Here is a 16,735-nt window from a genome sequence, read left to right on the forward strand (position 1 = left end):
GCACCCCGCAGGCATCGCATATGCTTGATCTAACGCCAGATGTTAAAAAAACAGGCTTTGACGGGGAGACGCGCCAAGCATATATTCAGCAAACGATCGTTTTGGCTGCTTTGGCCGGTTCTGCCTGCTGCGTTTCTCGGCTGGCAGTCGATCGATTTCTCAACTTTACGACTCAAGATCATGGCTACTGGTACCGTCAAGTGGTTCAACGACGCAAAGGGTTTCGGCTTCATTACTCCGGATGATGGCGGCGAGGACCTTTTCGCACATTTCTCCGCCATCAACATGGCTGGTTTCAAAACCCTGAAGGAAGGTCAGAAGGTGTCGTTTGAGGTCACGCAAGGCCCGAAGGGTAAGCAAGCCTCGAATATTCAGGCCGCTTAATCTGTAGGCCGGGGCGTAGGCAGAGCCAAGATCGCTCACGCGATTGCAGGACGGCGCACACACTTTCGGGCAGGGTGTGCGCCGGTCGAAGGGCCCCAAGGAATCAGGTTGCAAGGGTTGTTCAGTACGTGTTTGCCATCCAGCGGTCGGGCGGCGCCTCCTAAAAAGGGCGGCACCCGGCTTTGAAGAATGCTCTCTCGGGAGAATGCAATGGCCAGCCGAATTGAAGAAAACGCCGTTCAATATGATCCGCCCGCCGGGGCAGCTGCAGAAATGCATGCTGCCCCGAGTTTTATTCGGGATTCGGAAATCCAGTTTTCTCGCTTGCAGAGATTCCGCGAGGGTCAGCGTGTCAGCTTCGATGTGGAGATCGGGCCCGACGGCGAGCCCATCGCCGTGAATATCAAACCCATTTGACGCTGTGGTTTCATCACGCCACGCGCGCATAGAAAAAGGGAGGCATTGCCTCCCTTTCTCATTGGTACCTGGCCCGATTACTTGGCCGTCGGCATGACGAATTCCGCGCCCTTGGCAATCGAATCCGGCCAGCGTTGCATCACGCTCTTGTAGCGTGTGTAAAAACGCACACCTTCTTCACCATAGGCGTGATGGTCGCCAAACAGCGAGCGCTTCCAGCCGCCAAAGCTGTGCCACGCCATCGGCACTGGAATCGGCACGTTGATGCCGACCATGCCTACCTGGATCTGCCGCGCAAATGCGCGTGCCACGCCGCCGTCGCTGGTGTAGCACGACACGCCGTTGCCGAATTCGTGCGCGTTGATGAGGTCGACCGCTTGCGCAAAGTCGTGCACGCGCACCACCGACAGCACCGGGCCGAAGATCTCTTCCTTGTAGATCGTCATCTCTGGCTTGACGTGATCGAACAGCGTGCCGCCCGTGAAGAAGCCCTCGGCATGGCCCTCGACGGAGTGGCCACGGCCATCCACCACGAGCTTGGCGCCCTCTTCCACGCCTTTGGCGATATAACCTTCGACCTTTGCCTTGTGCGCGGCGGTCACGAGCGGGCCCATCTCGCTGGCGGCTTCCATGCCGTTGCCGATCTTGAGCGTCTTGGCACGCTCGGCCAGGCGCGGCACAAGCTTGTCAGCCACGTCACCGACGGCCACGGCCACTGAGATCGCCATGCAGCGCTCGCCGGCCGAACCATACGCAGCGCCAATGAGCGCATCGACGGCCTGGTCGAGGTCGGCATCGGGCATGACCACCAGGTGGTTCTTGGCGCCGCCCAGGGCTTGCACGCGCTTGCCGCGCTTGGTGCCCTCGGCGTAGATGTATTCGGCAATCGGCGTACTGCCGACGAAGGACAGCGCCTGCACGTCCGGGTGGGCAATCAGCGCATCCACGGCGTCCTTGCCGCCTTGCACAACGTTGAACACGCCGTCGGGCAGGCCGGCCTGCTTGAGCAGGTCGGCAATCATCAGGCTCGCGCTCGGGTCACGCTCGCTCGGTTTGAGCACGAACGTGTTGCCGCAGGCCAGCGCCACGGGCGCCATCCACATCGGCACCATGAACGGGAAGTTGAACGGCGTGATGCCGGCCACCACGCCCAGCGGCTGGCGCAGGTTCCAATTGTCGATGCCGCCACCGATGTTGTCGGTGAAATCCGTCTTGAGCAGGTTCGGGATACCGCAGGCAAATTCCACCACCTCGATGCCGCGGGTGACTTCGCCCTTGGCATCGGAGAACACCTTGCCGTGCTCGCGCGTGATGCACGCGGCCAGCGCATCGTGGTTCTGGTCGAGCAGCGCCTTGAAGTTGAACAGGATGCGCGCGCGCTTGAGCGGCGAGGTTTCGGCCCAGTCGGCAGCGGCGGCACGTGCGGCAGCCACAGCGGCCTCTACCTCAGCCTTGCCACCCAGCAGCACCTGCGCGCTGACGGCGCCCGTGGCGGGGTTGAATACATCAGCGCTGTGCGTGCCGCTGCCGGCATGGCGTTGGCCGCCGATGTAGTGGCTGACCACAGATTCAATCACGGCGGGATCAATCGGTCGGTTCATCTCAGGCTACCTCTTGCAGAACGGTACGGACGGTTTCAAAGATGCGCGCGATCTGCGCCTCTTCGATGATGAGCGGCGGCGAGAACGCCAGGATGTCGCCGGTGTAGCGCACCAGCACACCGCGCTCCAGGCACTTCAGGAAGACTTCATAGGCACGTGCGCCAACTGCACCGGGGCGCGATTCCAGCTCGATGCCGGCCACGAGCCCCAGATTGCGGATGTCCTTCACATGCGGCGCACCCTTGACCGAATGCGCCGCCGCCTCAAACGCCGGCGACAGTGCACGTGCGCGTTCGAACAGCCCTTCGTTGCGATACAGATCGATGGCAGCGACCGCCGCCGCCGCAGCCAGCGGATGCGCGGAATACGTATAGCCGTGGAACAGCTCGATCGCGCCTTGCGCCCCCGCTTCAATGATGGTGTCGTGCACCGACTGACGCGCCGCCACGGCGCCCATCGGCACGGCGGCGTTGTTGATGCCCTTGGCCATCGTCAGCAGATCGGGCGTCACGCCGAAGAACTCCGCTGCGGTAGCGGCGCCCAGGCGGCCGAAGCCCGTAATGACCTCGTCGAAAATCAGCAGGATGCCGTGCTTGTCGCACAGCGCACGCAAGCGCTGCAGATAGCCCTTGGGCGGCACCAGCACGCCTGTGGAGCCGGCCAGCGGCTCAACGATGACGGCGGCAATGGTCGACGCATCGTGCAGCGTGACGAGGCGCTCCAGCTCATCAGCCAGATGCTCGCCCCAGGCCGGTTGGCCCTTGGAGAACGCGTTGTGCTCGGGTGCATGCGTGTGCGGCAGATGATCCACACCCGGGATCAGGTTGCCCGAAAACGCCTTGCGGTTCGGCGAAATCCCACCCACCGAAATGCCACCAAAGCCCACACCGTGGTAACCACGCTCACGACCGATCAGGCGCGTGCGCTGCCCTTCGCCACGCGCACGGTGGTAGGCCAGCGCAATCTTCAGCGCCGTATCCACCGCTTCCGAACCGGAGTTGGCGAAGAAAATGCGGTTCAGCCCTTCCGGCATGATCTCGGCAACCTTCTCGCCGGCGCGGAAAGCCAGCGGGTGGCCCATCTGGAAGGTCGGGGCGTAATCCAGCGTGCTGGCCTGCGTGGTGATGGCGTCGACGATTTCCTTGCGGCTGTGGCCGGCGTTCACGCACCAGAGGCCAGCGGTGCCGTCCAGCACTTCGCGGCCGTCGGCGTCGCGGTAGTACATACCCTGTGCGGACACGAGCAGGCGCGGCGCGGCCTTGTACTGGCGATTGGCCGTAAAGGGCATCCAGAAGTAGGACAGATCGGTGGTTTCCAGCGGGTGCGGGGCGGGTTTCATCGGCAGCTCCGGAAAAACAGTGGAAAGAAGATGACTGGCAAGCCAGCAGTTGGAGCAAACTGTACAGAGTCACCTGTTAGGCGGACATGCACAGATGGCGGTTTCTAGTCGAAACTGTATAGGTGCCACCCACGCGCTCCATGCCGCATCGCAACATGCAACTCCAACTCGATCCTCATCATCCTCAGCGTACGTTGGTCGATCAGATCGTCCAAGGAATTCGTACGGCCGTGGATGACCATAGCCTGCTGCCCGGCACACGGCTGCCGTCGGTGCGCAAACTGGCCCAGGCGCACGACATCAGCACCTTTACCGTGGCGGAGGCCTACACGCGACTGGCCGCTCTCGGCGCGATCGTGGCGCGGCCGCGCTCCGGCTATCTGGTGGCCGCGCGCGCGCCGGCCCAGCCCGCGACGGTGGCACCGCACTGGGAGCCGCCCAAGCTCAATGCCGCCTGGCTGCTGTCGGATGTATTTGCCGATCGCTCCATCGCCATCAAACCCGGCTGCGGTTGGCTGCCCAACGATTGGCTGGACGAACGCGGCGTGCAGGAAGCCATGCGCGCCGTGAGCCGCGTTTCCGCGCTGCGTGTGGCGGGCTATGGGCACCCCTGGGGCTATGCGCCTCTGGGCGAACATGTGGCGCAGTCGCTCGCGTTGCGGGGGCTGCCGGTCGAACGCTCGCAAGTGCTGCTGACCAGCGGCGCCACCCAGGCGCTCGACCTGATCGTGCGCACGCTGTTCAAACTCGGCGACGTGGTGGCCGTGGACGACCCCGGCTATTGCAATGTCCTGCAGGTGCTCAAGCTCGCCGGGCTGCGCGTGGTGGGCGTACCGCGCACGCCGGACGGCCTCGACACGGCGGTGCTGGAAGCCATCCTGCGCGCCGACGGGCCCGACCGTCCACGCGCCCTCTTCACCAGCTCCGTGCTGCAAAACCCGACCGGCTCGTCGATGTCCGCGCAGAACGCCTACCGCGTGTTGCAACTGGCCGAGCAGCACGGCCTGTGGATTGTCGAAGACGACCTCCACCGTGAACTCGCTGACCCGGCCGCGCCCATGCTCGCCGCACTCGACGGCCTGCGTCGCACGCTGTACGTGAGCGGCTTCTCCAAGACGATCTCGCCATCACTGCGTGCGGGCTACGTGGTGGCCGATGCGGCCATCACGCGCGAACTGGCGCGCACCAAGATGGCCGTGGCACTGACCTCGTCGGAGATTACCGAGCGCATCGTGCACGCCTTCGTCACGCGGCCCAGCTATGCGGAGCACGTCGCGCGGTTGAGTGCGCGGCTCAGCGACGCCCATGCCGGTGTTGCGGCCATCATGCGCGAGCATGGTGCCGAGCTGTTTGATGCGCCGGGACGCGGCCTGTTTCTGTGGGCGCGCTTGCCGGGCCATGCAGATGCATCCGCGCTGGCAGATCAGGCCATCCACCACAACATCTGGTTGGCGCCCGGCCAATACTTCCGACCACACGACGAGGCCAGCCCCTGGCTGCGATTCAACGTCGCGTACTCCGCTGACTCCGCATTGTGGGCGTTCCTCGCTCACGCGTAATGTTTCAAAATTAACAACAGTACGTTTATCGAGTGAACTACTGTTTTTGATTCATCAATAACGCTCGATGCTGCAGTAGGATGGTTGCCTGTTCAATCATTTTCAGAGGCCTCGACGATCACCCTGTCATCAAGCCCCGACAGGATGGTCTATCGCCTAACGTTCTTTTCGTTCGCCTCTGAATCTCAATGCACAAGGAGTGCCATGGACATCAAAACCGTCCGCGAGACCGCCTTCGCGATGCCGCTCACGAGCCCGGCGTATCCGCCCGGCCCGTACCGCTTCATCAACCGCGAGTTTTTCATCATCACGTACCGCACCGACCCGGCCAAACTGCGCGCCATGGTGCCCGAGCCGCTGGAAGTGCCTGAACCGCTGGTGTCCTACGAGTTCATCCGCATGGCGGACTCCACCGGCTTTGGTGATTACACCGAGAGCGGCCAGGTGATTCCGGTCACCTACGAAGGCAAGCCCGGCACCTACACGCTGGCGATGTATCTGGATGACCACCCGCCACTGGCCGGCGGCCGCGAGATGTGGGGCTTCCCCAAGAAACTCGCCAGCCCCAAGCTGGAAACCGACAAAGACACCCTGATCGGCACGCTGGACTACGGCCCGGTGCGCGTGGCCACCGGCACCATGGGCTACAAGCACCGCGAGCTGGATCTGGCGGAACAGAAGCGCCGGCTGGAGCTGCCCAACTATCTGCTGAAGATCATCCCGCACGTGGACGGCAAGACCGCGCGCATCTGCGAGCTGTCGCGCAACTATATGGTCGACATCGACATGAAAGGCGCCTGGACCGGGCCTGCGTCGCTGGAGCTGGCACATCACGCACTGGCGCCGGTGGCCGAACTGCCGGTCCTGGAGATTGTCGAAGCTCGGCACATCATTGCCGACCTGACCCTTGGCATGGGCGAGGTCGTGTTCGACTATCTCGCCAAGTAACGCCCACTCCTTCCCTCATCCTCCCCTCAAGGAGCACACAGCATGTCTGATTTGAAAGGCAAAGTCGCCGTCGTCACGGGTGCTGCCAGCGGCATCGGCAAGCAGATCGCGCTCACATTAGCCAACTCGGGCGCCGCCATCGCCATCGTCGATTTGAACGAAGACGGCGCCAAGGCCGTCGCCAAAGAGATCATCGATGCGGGCGGCAGGGCCATCGGCCTGCGCATGGACGTGACTGACGAGCAAGCCGTCGACAGCGGCATCGATCGGGTGGCAGAAGAATTGGGTTCGGTTGACATCCTCGTCTCCAACGCTGGTATCCAGATCGTCAACCCGTTCGTGAGCTACTCGTTTGCCGACTGGAAGAAGATGCAGGCCATCCACGTCGATGGCGCCTTCCTGACCACGCGAGCCGCACTGCGCCACATGTACAAGGACGACCGTGGCGGCGTGGTGATCTACATGGGCTCGGTGCATTCGCACGAGGGCTCGCCGCTCAAGTCGGCCTACGTGGCAGCCAAGCATGCGCTGCTGGGGCTGAACAAGGTGTTGGCCAAGGAAGGCGCGGCGCATAACGTGCGCTCGCACGTGGTATGCCCGGGCTTTGTACGCACGCCGTTGGTGGAAAAGCAGATCCCCGAGCAGGCGAAGGAGCTCGGCATCAGCGAAGAAGAGGTCGTGAAGAAAGTCATGCTGGGTGACACCGTCGATGGCGTGTTCACTACGGTGGAGGACGTGGCCGAGACGGTGCGCTTCCTGGCCACCTTCCCGAGCGCCGCACTCACCGGACAGTCGTTCGTCGTGAGCCACGGCTGGTTCATGCAGTAACCGCGGTACCCAGCGCATCCACGGAGGTCGAGGAGACATGCCTGCACCCAAACTACGCGTGGCCGCGAACAAGCGGCCCAACCCTGCAGAGTCCTCTCGCCCGGACGACGCACCGCTCACCACGGCACAGCGCATCGTGCTGCCGGCGTACGAAAACATCGCGCTGGTGCTGCAAGGTGGGGGCGCGCTCGGCGCCTATCAGGCCGGGGTGTTCGAAGGGTTGGACGAGGCCGGCATCGTGCCGAACTGGATTGCGGGCATCTCGATTGGGGCGCTGAATACGGCCATCATTGCCGGCAACGCCCCGAAGGATCGGCAAGCGAAATTGCGCGAGTTCTGGCAGACGATCACGCAGCCGAGTTTTTCCCCACCGCTGCCTGACATCCTGGAGAACGCTTGGTTTGACGGCAATGCGCATCTGCGCAAATGGCTGACCGCCATGCAGGCGGCCGATACCCTCCTCGAAGGCCAACGCGGCTTTTTCACACCGCGCATTCCGCCGCCGCTGCCCGCGAATGAAGTCGATCCGCTCGATGCCAGCTATTACGACACCACGCCGCTCAAGGCCACGCTGGAGCGCCTGTGCGATTTCGACCGCATCAACGATGGCGGCATCCGCGTCTCCGTGGGCGCCGTCAACGTGCGCACCGGCAACCTCGAAGCCTTCGACAACACCGAGCGCCGTCTAAGCGCCGAGCATTTCATGGCATCCGGGGCGCTACCGCCGGGCTTCCCGCCGGTGTTGATCGACGGTGATTACTACTGGGACGGCGGTGTCGTGTCCAACACGCCGCTGTCCTACGTGTTGGGCGCCAAGCCACGCAAAGACACGCTGGTGTTCCAGGTGGACTTGTGGAGTGCGCTGGGGCCGGTGCCCGATACGATGATCGGCGTGGCCAGCCGACAGAAAGACCTGCAGTACTCCAGCCGCACGCGGCTCGTGACCGATTGGATGGAGCGCTCGCAATCCACGCGCAGGCTGGTGCGCAAGCTACTCGACCACCTGCCACCGAAGGAATTCGAGCGCACGCCGTGGTACAAGCACGCGCAAGAGTTGGCCTGCACCAAGCACTACAACGTCTTCCATCTGATCTACGCAGCCAAGGAGCACGAAGGGCCGGGCAAGGACATCCAGTTCGGGCCGTCCACCATGCGTGACCACTGGGCCTCGGGTTTGGCAGACATCCGCGAATCGCTCTCGCACCCCGAGTGGCTGGCGATGCCGGATAACGACTCCGGCTTCGTCACACATGACATCCATCGCCACCCGCATGGGGATCGGCCCGCCAAGCGGCTATGACGCCGCGCCACGCATTGAGCCCATCAATCGTCCACCGGAAAATCGAAATACGTGCTCGGATAAGGCTCGTTAACGAGCGTGAAATGCCACCATTCGGTGTCGAGCCGCTTAAAGCCCGCCTGCTCCATCAACGATTGCAGCAATAGGCGATTTGCCTTCTGCTGCCCAGAAACGGTTTGGTCATCGGGGTGAGAAACGGGGCTGAAGCAATCGTAGCCGGTGCCAAAGTCCAGACTGTTGTCCTGCGCACGCCGCGACATCGGCGCCGTGCAACTGACTTGTTTGCGCTTCGGCTCGTAGGCGGGAATCTGGCTACCCAGCGGCACGATGGTCAGATCGACCGTACTGCCCCGACTGTGCCCGGATTGATAAGCAATGTAGCCGTCGGCAAACAGCCGGGTCTTGTCCACGGTGGGATAGAACTCGGTGCGCATCTTGGTGGCCTTCAGGTCTTTTGCCCACACGGCAAAATCGTTGACGGCGGTTTGCGGCCGATAGCAGTCGTAGACCTTGAGCGTCAGACCCATCGGCACCAGGCGCTCCACCACCGATTGCAACGCCTGCGCCGCGGGCTTGGTCAACAGGCAGGCCGGCGCCTTATAGCCGCTGATTCTCCGCCCGACAAAATTGTGAGTCGTGAAATAGCGCAAGTCTGTCTGAATGTGCGGAACGGCCTGCTGCACGTTAACAAAGTCAGCGGGCCGTCGGGTTTCGGCCTCCGCCGCTCGAGCGAGCGTCGAAGCACACACCACAGGCAGCAACGCGAACAACAGCTTGGCGGATTGGATTCGCATGTTGGGGAGCCTCGAGATTTTGACCTCGTCAGTGTAGTGAGCGTGCGATGGTGTTGCACGCTCCGGCGCCCCCGTTTACAGCCCGTTTTTCTGCACCACCGCCAACGGCGGCCGCGGCAGCGCCGCCGTCCAAGCCCGACGGATCACCCCGCTGATCTGCTTGTAGACCTCCTTCGAGATCACGGTTTCGGCCAGCATGGCGTCGATCTTGCTCTGGCCGATATGCAGTGCGAACAGCAGCAGCAAGCGCTTCTCCAGCGCGGCGCTGTAGTCGCCAAACTTCTCGCGCAGCTCGGCCAGCGCGCCTTCTGCCGCTTCGATACGGATGACCAGCACGCTGTCGAGCAAGTCGGCCATGCGCTCGCCCAGCACAGGCTGCAGCGATGCGCGGTTGTACGCACGCAGGCGTTCCAGCACGGTCTGGCGGCACACCAGCAACTCAAACCGGTCAGCCAGCGCCTTGGCGAGCGGCCCGTCGATATGGGCCACACGATGCAGCCACTGTGCGACGCGATAGGCGACGCCCTTGGCGAGAATCTGGCGCGACACGCGCTTGTAGCCCAGACGCCCCTCGGTGCGCGCGGCGTCGATCATATCGGCGGTGTTGCGCATCATCGCGTCGAGGTTGCGGATGGAGACCAGGCCGTTGCCGTATTCGGGAATCAGCTCGCGCTCGCGTGTGGCCAGGGCGACCAAGCCGATGGTCACGCGCTCCCGCTCGGTCAGCGCCTCCTCCAAGTTCAGCTCGGCGGCGCCGGCCACGACTTCCTGCCGGTACATCGCGGCAGCTTGATCGGTTGCCCCTGCCGCAAAGTGGAAGTGCCCGCCGATGCGGCGCATGATGGCCTCCACCTCTTCCGTCGACATGTTCAGCGCCTGCCCTTGCAGCGCTTGCTCTTGCGGAGAGAGTTGATCGAGCCCGAGCTGATGCATCACCCAGCGTAAGGTCGCCCCGTTGAAGAGCACGCTCACCAGCACAAAGCCCGTGGCCAGGATGGTGACGAAGTGGCGATCCGCCGCGTGCACGGCGTGGTTCTCGGCCACGCCCAGCGCCAGCACCAGCGTGACGGCCCCCCGCAGACCGCCCCACGCAATCGCCAGCTTGTAGGCATGACTAACCGGTGCCGACAGCTTGAACCACGCCAGCGCCGGCAACAGACCAAACAGCACGACCAGCCGCGCGACGAGCGCCGCGACCACGATCACCGCGAGCCACGCGGCGTCTTTCCACACCACGCCATGCAGCAACTCCGGCACGCGCACCGCCGCCAGCAAGAAGACCACCGCGCCGGCCAGCGCGGCAATCTGCTCCCAGATCAACTGCAGGTGATGCCAGTTGCGCGGCGTCAGGCGCGTGCGGCCCAGCGCGCCCACCACCAGGCCCGCGCACACCACCGACACCACACCCGATACGTCCAGCACGTTTTCCGCCACCAGATACAGCGGATACGGCAGCGCCAGCGTCCACGCCGCTTCGGCCTGCGCGATGCCGCGCAACGCTGGCAGCAAAAACGCAGCAATGCGCCCCGCAACCAGCCCGAACAGCACGCCGCCGCCGAACGCCTTGGCCAATTCACGCATGCCGGTGCCGACGGTCGCATCGCCACCGTGCCCGGTCAGCATGGCCAGCAGCACGCCCATGATGGCGATGGCCGCAGCATCGTTGAGCAGCGCTTCGCCCTCCACCAGCCGAATCAGCCGCGCGGGCGCGCCCACATCGCGAAACACGGCAATCACGGCGGAGGGGTCGGTCGTGGCGATCATCGCGCCCAGCAACAGGCACGTGACGATACCAAATGGCGTCACCGCCGACGCCGCCAGGCCGATGACGCCCGTGGCCACGACCACCGCCACGATGGCCAGCATCAGGATGGGTGCCGCATCCGGCGCCATGCTTCGCACGTCCACCGACAGCGCCGCCTGAAACAGCAGCGGCGGCAGGAACAGCCACAGATACGCATCCGCCGGCCAGCTCGGGTCAATGAGCGGCGCGAAAAACGTCGCCGCAAACGCCGGCGCGCTGTTCTGCAAGCCCACATACGCGCCGCCGATACCGATGCCCGCCAGCGCGAGCAAGGTCGATTCCGGCAGCGTCAACCGCGAGGCCAGCATCTGCACCAACGCCACCACGGCCAGCAACCCGCCCGCCACCAGCAACAGGATGACCACACCGTTCACGCCGTGGCCCCTTGCGTGAAGACGCGGGCGGCATGCCAGTCGACGCGTTCCGTGTCGGTGAGGTCAGGCACGACGACCGTGCCGGTTTCGGCGGCGGCCACGGCGGCCTCAAGCACCGCCATCACCACAACGGCTTGCGCGGGCGGCACCGGATTGGCGCGGCGGCCGAGAATCGCATCGCGTACGGCGGCGTAGTAGGCGCGCTGGTCGCCGGTCGGGGTGGCGACCTCCGTCGCAGCCGACGTTGCACCGTCGATGAGGATGCCCGCATCGTCATCCAGGCCCCAGCCCGCGGCACCGGGCGTCATGCCGGCCAGCAACTGCGCCTCCTGTTGATCCATGCGCCGTTTAATGAAGGAGCCGCGCGTGCCATGCACGATCCAGCGCGGCGCGCCGCCGGCCACCAGCATGCTCGCGTGCAGAATGGCGCGGCGCTCACCAACGTGCAGAACCACATGTGCCCAGTCAGGCGTTTCCGCGCCGGGGCGCTGGCGGGCGAACGACGCGCTCACCGCGTCCGGCAAGCCAAGCAGCAGCAATGTCTGATCGATCAGGTGCGGGCCGAGGTCAAACCAGATGCCCGTGCCCTGCCCCGCCTGCTCGCGCCAGCGTGCGCGCACCTGCGGCCGGTATCGATCGAAATGCGCCTCCACATGCATGGCCTCGCCGATGGCCCCACCGGCAAGCGCCGCCTGCACGGCTAGGAAATCGCTGTCCCACCGGCGGTTCTGGAAGACAGACAACAGCCGCCCTGTCTCGCGCGCCACGCGTGCCAAATGCCGCGCCTCGGCCAGCGTGGTGGTGAACGGCTTGTCGACCACGGCGTGCTTGCCAGCACGCAGCGCGACTTCAGCCAGCGGCGCATGGCGGTCATTGGGCGCGGCGATCACGACGAGATCCACATCGGCATGGGTTGCGGCGGCCTCGGGCGTGCAGACCTGCACATCGGGCCGGTCCGTGTGGACAGCGTCTGGACGGTTGGAGCCGACGACGCTCAGTTGCAGGCCCGGCGTGGCATCCACCAGGGCGGCATGGAACAGCTTGCCGGCGTACCCGTAGCCCACGAGAGCAACGCGCACCGCCGACGGTAGACGTGATGAAGAAAGCATATGAAAAGGAAAGCGGAAAGCCGTTGTTCAGACGCGCGATGCGCAATTTGGTGCCAGCAATCGGCGGCAGGTTCAACGAAAGTTGCTGTGTTTGAGCTCAGCAGTGTTTGCCCGCCGTCAAAAGTATTATTTAACCCTCTTGTAAATAGGAATTGTTCTCATTATTATCTGCGCCTTCAAACTCTGAAGGCGCGCCGGCTGTGATGGGCAAGGCGGCCTCCTCCGCGAGGGCGGAGCCATTTACTTTACGGGAACTGCAATGCCGCCGAAATTTCGACGAGAGGGTCTGCGTCTGTCTCTGGCCGTCCTGGGGACACTGCCATTCTGGAACGCCGCGATGGCGGCCGACACGATTGCCGCAGCCGACGCGGGCACGCTGCCCACCTCCACCGTCACCGGCGCGCGCAGCAATACCAGCTACGACACGCCCATCGCCAACACCGCCACCAAGATCCCGGTGCCGCTGCGCGAGATCCCGCAATCCGTCAACGTGGTGCCACGCGCGGTAATCCAGGACCAGGGCGCGCTGTCGATCAACGACACGCTGCGCAACGTGCCGGGCGTGTCCGCCTCGCTGGGGGATGCGCAGCGCGATCAGGTGACCATTCGCGGTTTCTCGTCGATCAACGACCAGTACGTCGACGGCTTGCGCGACGACTCGCTCTACTTCCGCGACCTGTCGAACATTGACCGCATTGAGGTGCTGAAGGGGCCGGCCGCCGTGCTGTACGGGCGCGGCTCGTCGGGCGGCATCATCAACCGCGTGACCAAGAAACCGTTGGCCACACCGCTGGCAGAAGTGGGCGTGGTCCTGGGCACCGAGGGCCAGAAGCGCGCAGAGTTCGACCTGAACACGTCCATCAACGACGACGCCATCCGCGCGCGCTTGACCGGCGCGGTGGAAGATTCGGGCGGCTTCCGCAACGACTACTTCCTGCGTCGCCAGGCGATCTCGCCGTCGTTCCTGTTCAACCTGGCGCCCGATACCAAGCTGACGGTGCAGTTTGACTACCTGCACGACAACCGCATTGCCGACCAGGGCGTGCCGGCGTACCGTGGCCGCCCGGTCGACGTACCGATCGAAACGCGCTACGGCTCCGCCAATGCAGGCGCCGGCAATGTCGACTCCACCATGAAGAGCGTGACCGGCACGCTGGACCACCGCTTCAACGAGCAATGGTCGTTCCACAGCGTGGTGCGCAACTACGAGTATTCGCTCGGCCGCAACAACTACGTGACCGTCAACAGCGTCGTTGACGGCGCCGTGCCGACCGCGCGCCTCGGCGTGAACCAGCGCAACCGCAGCGACCGCGGCACCGTCTGGCAGAACGAGCTGACGCAGAAGGCGAATACCTTTGGCGTTGAGCACACCCTGCTGTACGGCATCGAACTCGGGTATCAGGACAAGAGCGACCGCGTGGCCGCGGCCGCAGGCACGACCTCGGTCAACCTGTTCAACCCCGTGCTGCCGGTGTTGCCCACGGTGCCTGCCAACGCCACGCCGACCAACTACGGCCTGTCGCACAACGAGACCTACGCCGCCTATGTGCAAGACCTGATCAAGTTCTCGCCGCAATGGACGGTGCTCGCGGGCCTGCGCTATGAAATCCTCAAGCAGAGCCGCGACGACCTGACCCCGCGCAATGCCGATCTGGCGCGCACCGACAAGCCGGTCAGCCCGCGCCTGGGCGTGGTGTATCACCCGATCGAGCCGCTGTCGCTGTATGCGTCGTACAGCCGCTCGTTCCAGCCGCTAGCGGATAGCTTTACGTTCTTCAACAACAGCAGCGCGCTGGCCCCGCAGCGGACCACCAACTACGAGATTGGCGCCAAGTACGACCTTTCGTCCGGTGCGAGCGTGACGGCCGCGCTGTTCGACATGAAGCAGACCAACCTGACGGCCGCCGACCCGGTCACGCTGCTGGGCGTGCCCATCGGTACGCAGCGCACGCGCGGGCTGGAGTTGTCATTCACGGGCGAGATCGTCAAGACATGGTCGCTCATGGCCAGCTATGCCTATCTGAACGGCCGCCTGGAGAACCCGTTCGACCGCAGCGGCACGGTGGCCGTCAACGGCAACCAGCCGTCGCTCACGCCGCAGCATAGCGGCTCGCTGTGGCTCAAGCACGATCTGCCGAATGGCTTCTACGTAGCCGGCGGCGTGCGTGCCGAGGGCGCGCGCTACGCATCGCAGTACAACCTGACCACGTTGCCCGGCTATATGACCGTCGACCTGGGCGCGGGTTATCGCAGCAAGCATGTGGACGTGACGCTGAACCTGCAGAACCTGTTCAACCGCGCGTACTACGTCTCGGCCCACGGCGGCGCCGAGAACTACAACATGCCGGGTGCACCGCGTATGGCGCTGCTGGGCGTGCGGTACAAGATGTAAGCGGCGAACAGGCAATGCTGCGACGGGTGCTCTTCCGCTTGCACTGGCTGATCGGCTTGTCAGCCAGCGTGGTGCTGGCCGTGGTCGGCGCTACCGGCGCGCTGATGGCATACGAGAACGAACTGCTGCGCTGGCTCAACCCCAGCGTGTTCAGCCTGCCTGCCCACAACGGCCCCGCGCCAACGCTGCCGCAGGTGGCTGCCCGGGCCCGGGCGGCCATGCCGGAGCGCCCCGTCACCTTCATCACCGTCGCCTCCAACCCGACCGAGCCGTGGCGCGTCTGGTATGCCTGGCCGCCCGGCCAACGTGGTGGCAGCAGCCGGGGTGAATTGCGCTACATCGATCCGGCCACCGGCACATTGCTGCCCGAAGCGCGCGGGCAATCGTTCTTTGCCACCACCAAGCTGCTGCACCGCACGTTGCTGTCCGATGAGGTGGGCAAGCAGATCGTCGGCGCAAGCACCGTCGCCCTGGTGCTGATGGCGCTGTCCGGCCTGTACCTGCGGTGGCCGAAACGCATCACCAACTGGCGGAGCTGGCTCGTCATCCGCTGGAGCCGCGCGGGGCGTATCCGCTGGTGGGACGTGCACACCGTCGTCGGCACGCTGGTGTTGCCGCTGTATGTGCTGGCGGCGTTCAGCGGGCTGTACTGGGCGTACGACTGGTACCGCGATGGGCTGCAGCGCATGGCGGGCATGCCGGTGGCCGTCAAGGCCAAGGCGATGGACGGCCTACGCAAGCCGCTGGATGAAACCGCACTGGAACGCGTGTGGACGCATTTCGTCGCGGCCGCGCCCTACTACGGCACGGCCACACTGCGCATTGACGACGCACGCAACGGTAAGGTGGAAATCAACTGGCTGCCTGCGGACGCCCCGCACGATCGCGCATTCAATCGACTCACGCTGGATGCCACCACCGGTGCTGTCGTTCGCAACGAGGCGTTTGCCGACAAGCCACCGATGCAGCGTTTGCTGGCCGGCATGCTGCCGTTGCACAACGGGCGCTACTTCGGCCCCGTCGGCGTGGTGTTGGTAATGATTGGGGCGTTGATGCTGCCGGTGTTTGCAGCCACGGGGTGGTGGCTGTATCTGGACCGGCGCAGGCGCGCGCAACCGCAACGGCGACATCAGCAAACTGTGCCCGCACGCACCGCCTAGGCAGTCAGCGCGCGAGCCACGCGCGCAAGTCACCCTGCCCTGCCTCCGTCACCACCAGCGCGCGGGAGTGCTTCTGCCGCGCCAGCCAGCCCAGCGCAATGCAGCGCTCGGCCACCGCGGCGCCAAGCGCGCCAGCCAAGTGCGGACGGCGCTCGCTCCAATCCATGCAGCCGTAGGCAAAGCGGCGCCGGCCGTTTTTTTGCAACGCGCTCACGTCGATACCGATGGCCGCGAAGGCGCGCTCGCCGTCGGGCGTGACGTCGTATGCGGCGTGGGTTTCGTCCTGCGGGTTCAGCCAGCCACGCGCCAGCAGCGTGGCCGACACCTCGGTGCCCAGCTGCCCGGCCAGGTGGTCGTAGCAGAGCCGCGCGGCACGCAGGTTTTCCGGTACGGTGGAACGGCGCGGGTCGGCTGGTTTTTCTGGTGCGACGACCATCAGCGATTCGATCATCTCCGCCACCGCCGGCGAGCGCAGCCCGAAGTACTTGTAGCGCCCGCTGGCCAGTGAGGTGATGAGCGCATCGCCTTCAAGCCGGCGCAGGTGCGCGCTGGCCGTGGCGGGTTCCACGCCCGCACCGTAGGCGAGTTCCTTGGCGGTGAGGGCGCGCCCTTCCATCAGCAGCAGCAACATGCGGATGCGGGTCGGGTCCCCAATGGTGGCGGCCACGCGGCTGATATCCGGTTGGGTTGCGGGTTGGGTAGCTTGGGACGATGCAGTCATGGTTC

14 protein-coding genes are annotated in these 16,735 nt (G+C 64.7%); 8 read left to right on the forward strand and 6 right to left on the reverse strand.

From position 1 onward, the window contains the following. Nucleotides 1-180 precede the first annotated feature (180 nt). Together ACS7SF_RS18790 and ACS7SF_RS18795 are read left to right on the forward strand one after the other, a co-directional pair. Nucleotides 181-384: a cold-shock protein gene (locus ACS7SF_RS18790; protein ID WP_366171314.1), complete on the forward strand. Its 204-nt coding sequence runs from the start codon at nucleotides 181-183 to the stop codon at nucleotides 382-384. A gap of 210 nt (nucleotides 385-594) precedes the next feature. Next, on the forward strand, nucleotides 595-801 hold the full coding sequence (locus ACS7SF_RS18795; protein ID WP_426400176.1) for a cold-shock protein: 207 nt from the start codon (nucleotides 595-597) through the stop codon (nucleotides 799-801). Nucleotides 802-878: 77 nt separating this feature from the next. On the opposite strand, the gene ACS7SF_RS18800 is transcribed toward ACS7SF_RS18795, so the two are convergent. Beyond that, entirely contained in the window at nucleotides 879-2,402 is a 1,524-nt protein-coding gene (locus ACS7SF_RS18800) for a CoA-acylating methylmalonate-semialdehyde dehydrogenase (RefSeq protein ID WP_439893667.1), read from the reverse strand. A gap of 1 nt (nucleotide 2,403) precedes the next feature. Next, on the reverse strand, nucleotides 2,404-3,741 hold the full coding sequence (locus ACS7SF_RS18805) for an aspartate aminotransferase family protein (protein ID WP_439893668.1): 1,338 nt from the start codon (nucleotides 3,739-3,741) through the stop codon (nucleotides 2,404-2,406). A gap of 155 nt (nucleotides 3,742-3,896) precedes the next feature. On the opposite strand from ACS7SF_RS18805, the gene ACS7SF_RS18810 reads away from it, so the two are divergent. From ACS7SF_RS18810 to ACS7SF_RS18825, 4 genes are all read left to right on the forward strand, one after another. Then, on the forward strand, nucleotides 3,897-5,300 hold the full coding sequence (locus tag ACS7SF_RS18810; RefSeq protein ID WP_439893669.1) for a PLP-dependent aminotransferase family protein: 1,404 nt from the start codon (nucleotides 3,897-3,899) through the stop codon (nucleotides 5,298-5,300). Nucleotides 5,301-5,504: 204 nt separating this feature from the next. Next, the gene (locus tag ACS7SF_RS18815) at nucleotides 5,505-6,248 is read left to right on the forward strand and encodes an acetoacetate decarboxylase (RefSeq protein WP_439893670.1); all 744 of its coding nucleotides are present in this window, start codon (nucleotides 5,505-5,507) and stop codon (nucleotides 6,246-6,248) included. 42 nt (nucleotides 6,249-6,290) lie between these two features. Further along, the gene (locus ACS7SF_RS18820) at nucleotides 6,291-7,076 is read left to right on the forward strand and encodes a 3-hydroxybutyrate dehydrogenase (protein ID WP_439893671.1); all 786 of its coding nucleotides are present in this window, start codon (nucleotides 6,291-6,293) and stop codon (nucleotides 7,074-7,076) included. 37 nt (nucleotides 7,077-7,113) lie between these two features. After that, nucleotides 7,114-8,376, forward strand: coding sequence for a DUF3734 domain-containing protein (locus ACS7SF_RS18825; protein WP_439893672.1), 1,263 nt, complete (start codon nucleotides 7,114-7,116; stop codon nucleotides 8,374-8,376). Nucleotides 8,377-8,399: 23 nt separating this feature from the next. Here ACS7SF_RS18825 and ACS7SF_RS18830 read toward each other — a convergent pair whose 3' ends face one another. The 3 genes from ACS7SF_RS18830 to ACS7SF_RS18840 all read right to left on the reverse strand — a co-directional run bounded on the left by ACS7SF_RS18830 (nucleotide 8,400) and on the right by ACS7SF_RS18840 (nucleotide 12,457). Further along, on the reverse strand, nucleotides 8,400-9,170 hold the full coding sequence (locus tag ACS7SF_RS18830) for a M15 family metallopeptidase (RefSeq protein WP_439893673.1): 771 nt from the start codon (nucleotides 9,168-9,170) through the stop codon (nucleotides 8,400-8,402). Between the two features lie 75 nt (nucleotides 9,171-9,245). Beyond that, nucleotides 9,246-11,348: a cation:proton antiporter gene (locus ACS7SF_RS18835; RefSeq protein WP_439893674.1), complete on the reverse strand. Its 2,103-nt coding sequence runs from the start codon at nucleotides 11,346-11,348 to the stop codon at nucleotides 9,246-9,248. Then, nucleotides 11,345-12,457, reverse strand: coding sequence for an oxidoreductase (locus tag ACS7SF_RS18840; RefSeq protein ID WP_439893675.1), 1,113 nt, complete (start codon nucleotides 12,455-12,457; stop codon nucleotides 11,345-11,347). The genes ACS7SF_RS18835 and ACS7SF_RS18840 overlap by 4 nt, the downstream gene beginning before the upstream one ends. A 337-nt stretch (nucleotides 12,458-12,794) precedes the next feature. Between ACS7SF_RS18840 and ACS7SF_RS18845 the strand changes: the two genes are divergently transcribed. Continuing rightward, nucleotides 12,795-14,849, forward strand: coding sequence for a TonB-dependent receptor (locus ACS7SF_RS18845; RefSeq protein WP_439893676.1), 2,055 nt, complete (start codon nucleotides 12,795-12,797; stop codon nucleotides 14,847-14,849). Nucleotides 14,850-14,863: 14 nt separating this feature from the next. Beyond that, a complete protein-coding gene (locus ACS7SF_RS18850; protein ID WP_439893677.1) occupies nucleotides 14,864-16,009 on the forward strand; it encodes a PepSY-associated TM helix domain-containing protein in 1,146 nt (381 codons plus the stop codon). 4 nt (nucleotides 16,010-16,013) lie between these two features. Here the strand turns inward: ACS7SF_RS18850 and ACS7SF_RS18855 are convergent, their stop codons facing one another. Then, the gene (locus tag ACS7SF_RS18855; RefSeq protein ID WP_439893678.1) at nucleotides 16,014-16,730 is read right to left on the reverse strand and encodes an ArsR/SmtB family transcription factor; all 717 of its coding nucleotides are present in this window, start codon (nucleotides 16,728-16,730) and stop codon (nucleotides 16,014-16,016) included. Between the last annotated feature and the right edge of the window lie 5 nt (nucleotides 16,731-16,735).

It is taken from the genome of Ralstonia sp. 25C, from assembly GCF_051904805.1.
GTDB lineage: Bacteria > Pseudomonadota > Gammaproteobacteria > Burkholderiales > Burkholderiaceae > Ralstonia.

What these genes read in the sequence shown, in the direction of transcription:
- ACS7SF_RS18790 (WP_366171314.1), top strand. Translation starts at nt 181, where the DNA reads ATGGCTACTGGTACCGTCAAGTGGTTCAACGACGCAAAGGGTTTCGGC.
- ACS7SF_RS18795 (WP_426400176.1), top strand. Translation starts at nt 595, where the DNA reads ATGGCCAGCCGAATTGAAGAAAACGCCGTTCAATATGATCCGCCCGCC.
- ACS7SF_RS18800 (WP_439893667.1), bottom strand. Translation starts at nt 2,402, where the DNA reads ATGAACCGACCGATTGATCCCGCCGTGATTGAATCTGTGGTCAGCCAC.
- ACS7SF_RS18805 (WP_439893668.1), bottom strand. Translation starts at nt 3,741, where the DNA reads ATGAAACCCGCCCCGCACCCGCTGGAAACCACCGATCTGTCCTACTTC.
- ACS7SF_RS18810 (WP_439893669.1), top strand. Translation starts at nt 3,897, where the DNA reads ATGCAACTCCAACTCGATCCTCATCATCCTCAGCGTACGTTGGTCGAT.
- ACS7SF_RS18815 (WP_439893670.1), top strand. Translation starts at nt 5,505, where the DNA reads ATGGACATCAAAACCGTCCGCGAGACCGCCTTCGCGATGCCGCTCACG.
- ACS7SF_RS18820 (WP_439893671.1), top strand. Translation starts at nt 6,291, where the DNA reads ATGTCTGATTTGAAAGGCAAAGTCGCCGTCGTCACGGGTGCTGCCAGC.
- ACS7SF_RS18825 (WP_439893672.1), top strand. Translation starts at nt 7,114, where the DNA reads ATGCCTGCACCCAAACTACGCGTGGCCGCGAACAAGCGGCCCAACCCT.
- ACS7SF_RS18830 (WP_439893673.1), bottom strand. Translation starts at nt 9,170, where the DNA reads ATGCGAATCCAATCCGCCAAGCTGTTGTTCGCGTTGCTGCCTGTGGTG.
- ACS7SF_RS18840 (WP_439893675.1), bottom strand. Translation starts at nt 12,457, where the DNA reads ATGCTTTCTTCATCACGTCTACCGTCGGCGGTGCGCGTTGCTCTCGTG.
- ACS7SF_RS18845 (WP_439893676.1), top strand. Translation starts at nt 12,795, where the DNA reads ATGGCGGCCGACACGATTGCCGCAGCCGACGCGGGCACGCTGCCCACC.
- ACS7SF_RS18850 (WP_439893677.1), top strand. Translation starts at nt 14,864, where the DNA reads ATGCTGCGACGGGTGCTCTTCCGCTTGCACTGGCTGATCGGCTTGTCA.
- ACS7SF_RS18855 (WP_439893678.1), bottom strand. Translation starts at nt 16,730, where the DNA reads ATGACTGCATCGTCCCAAGCTACCCAACCCGCAACCCAACCGGATATC.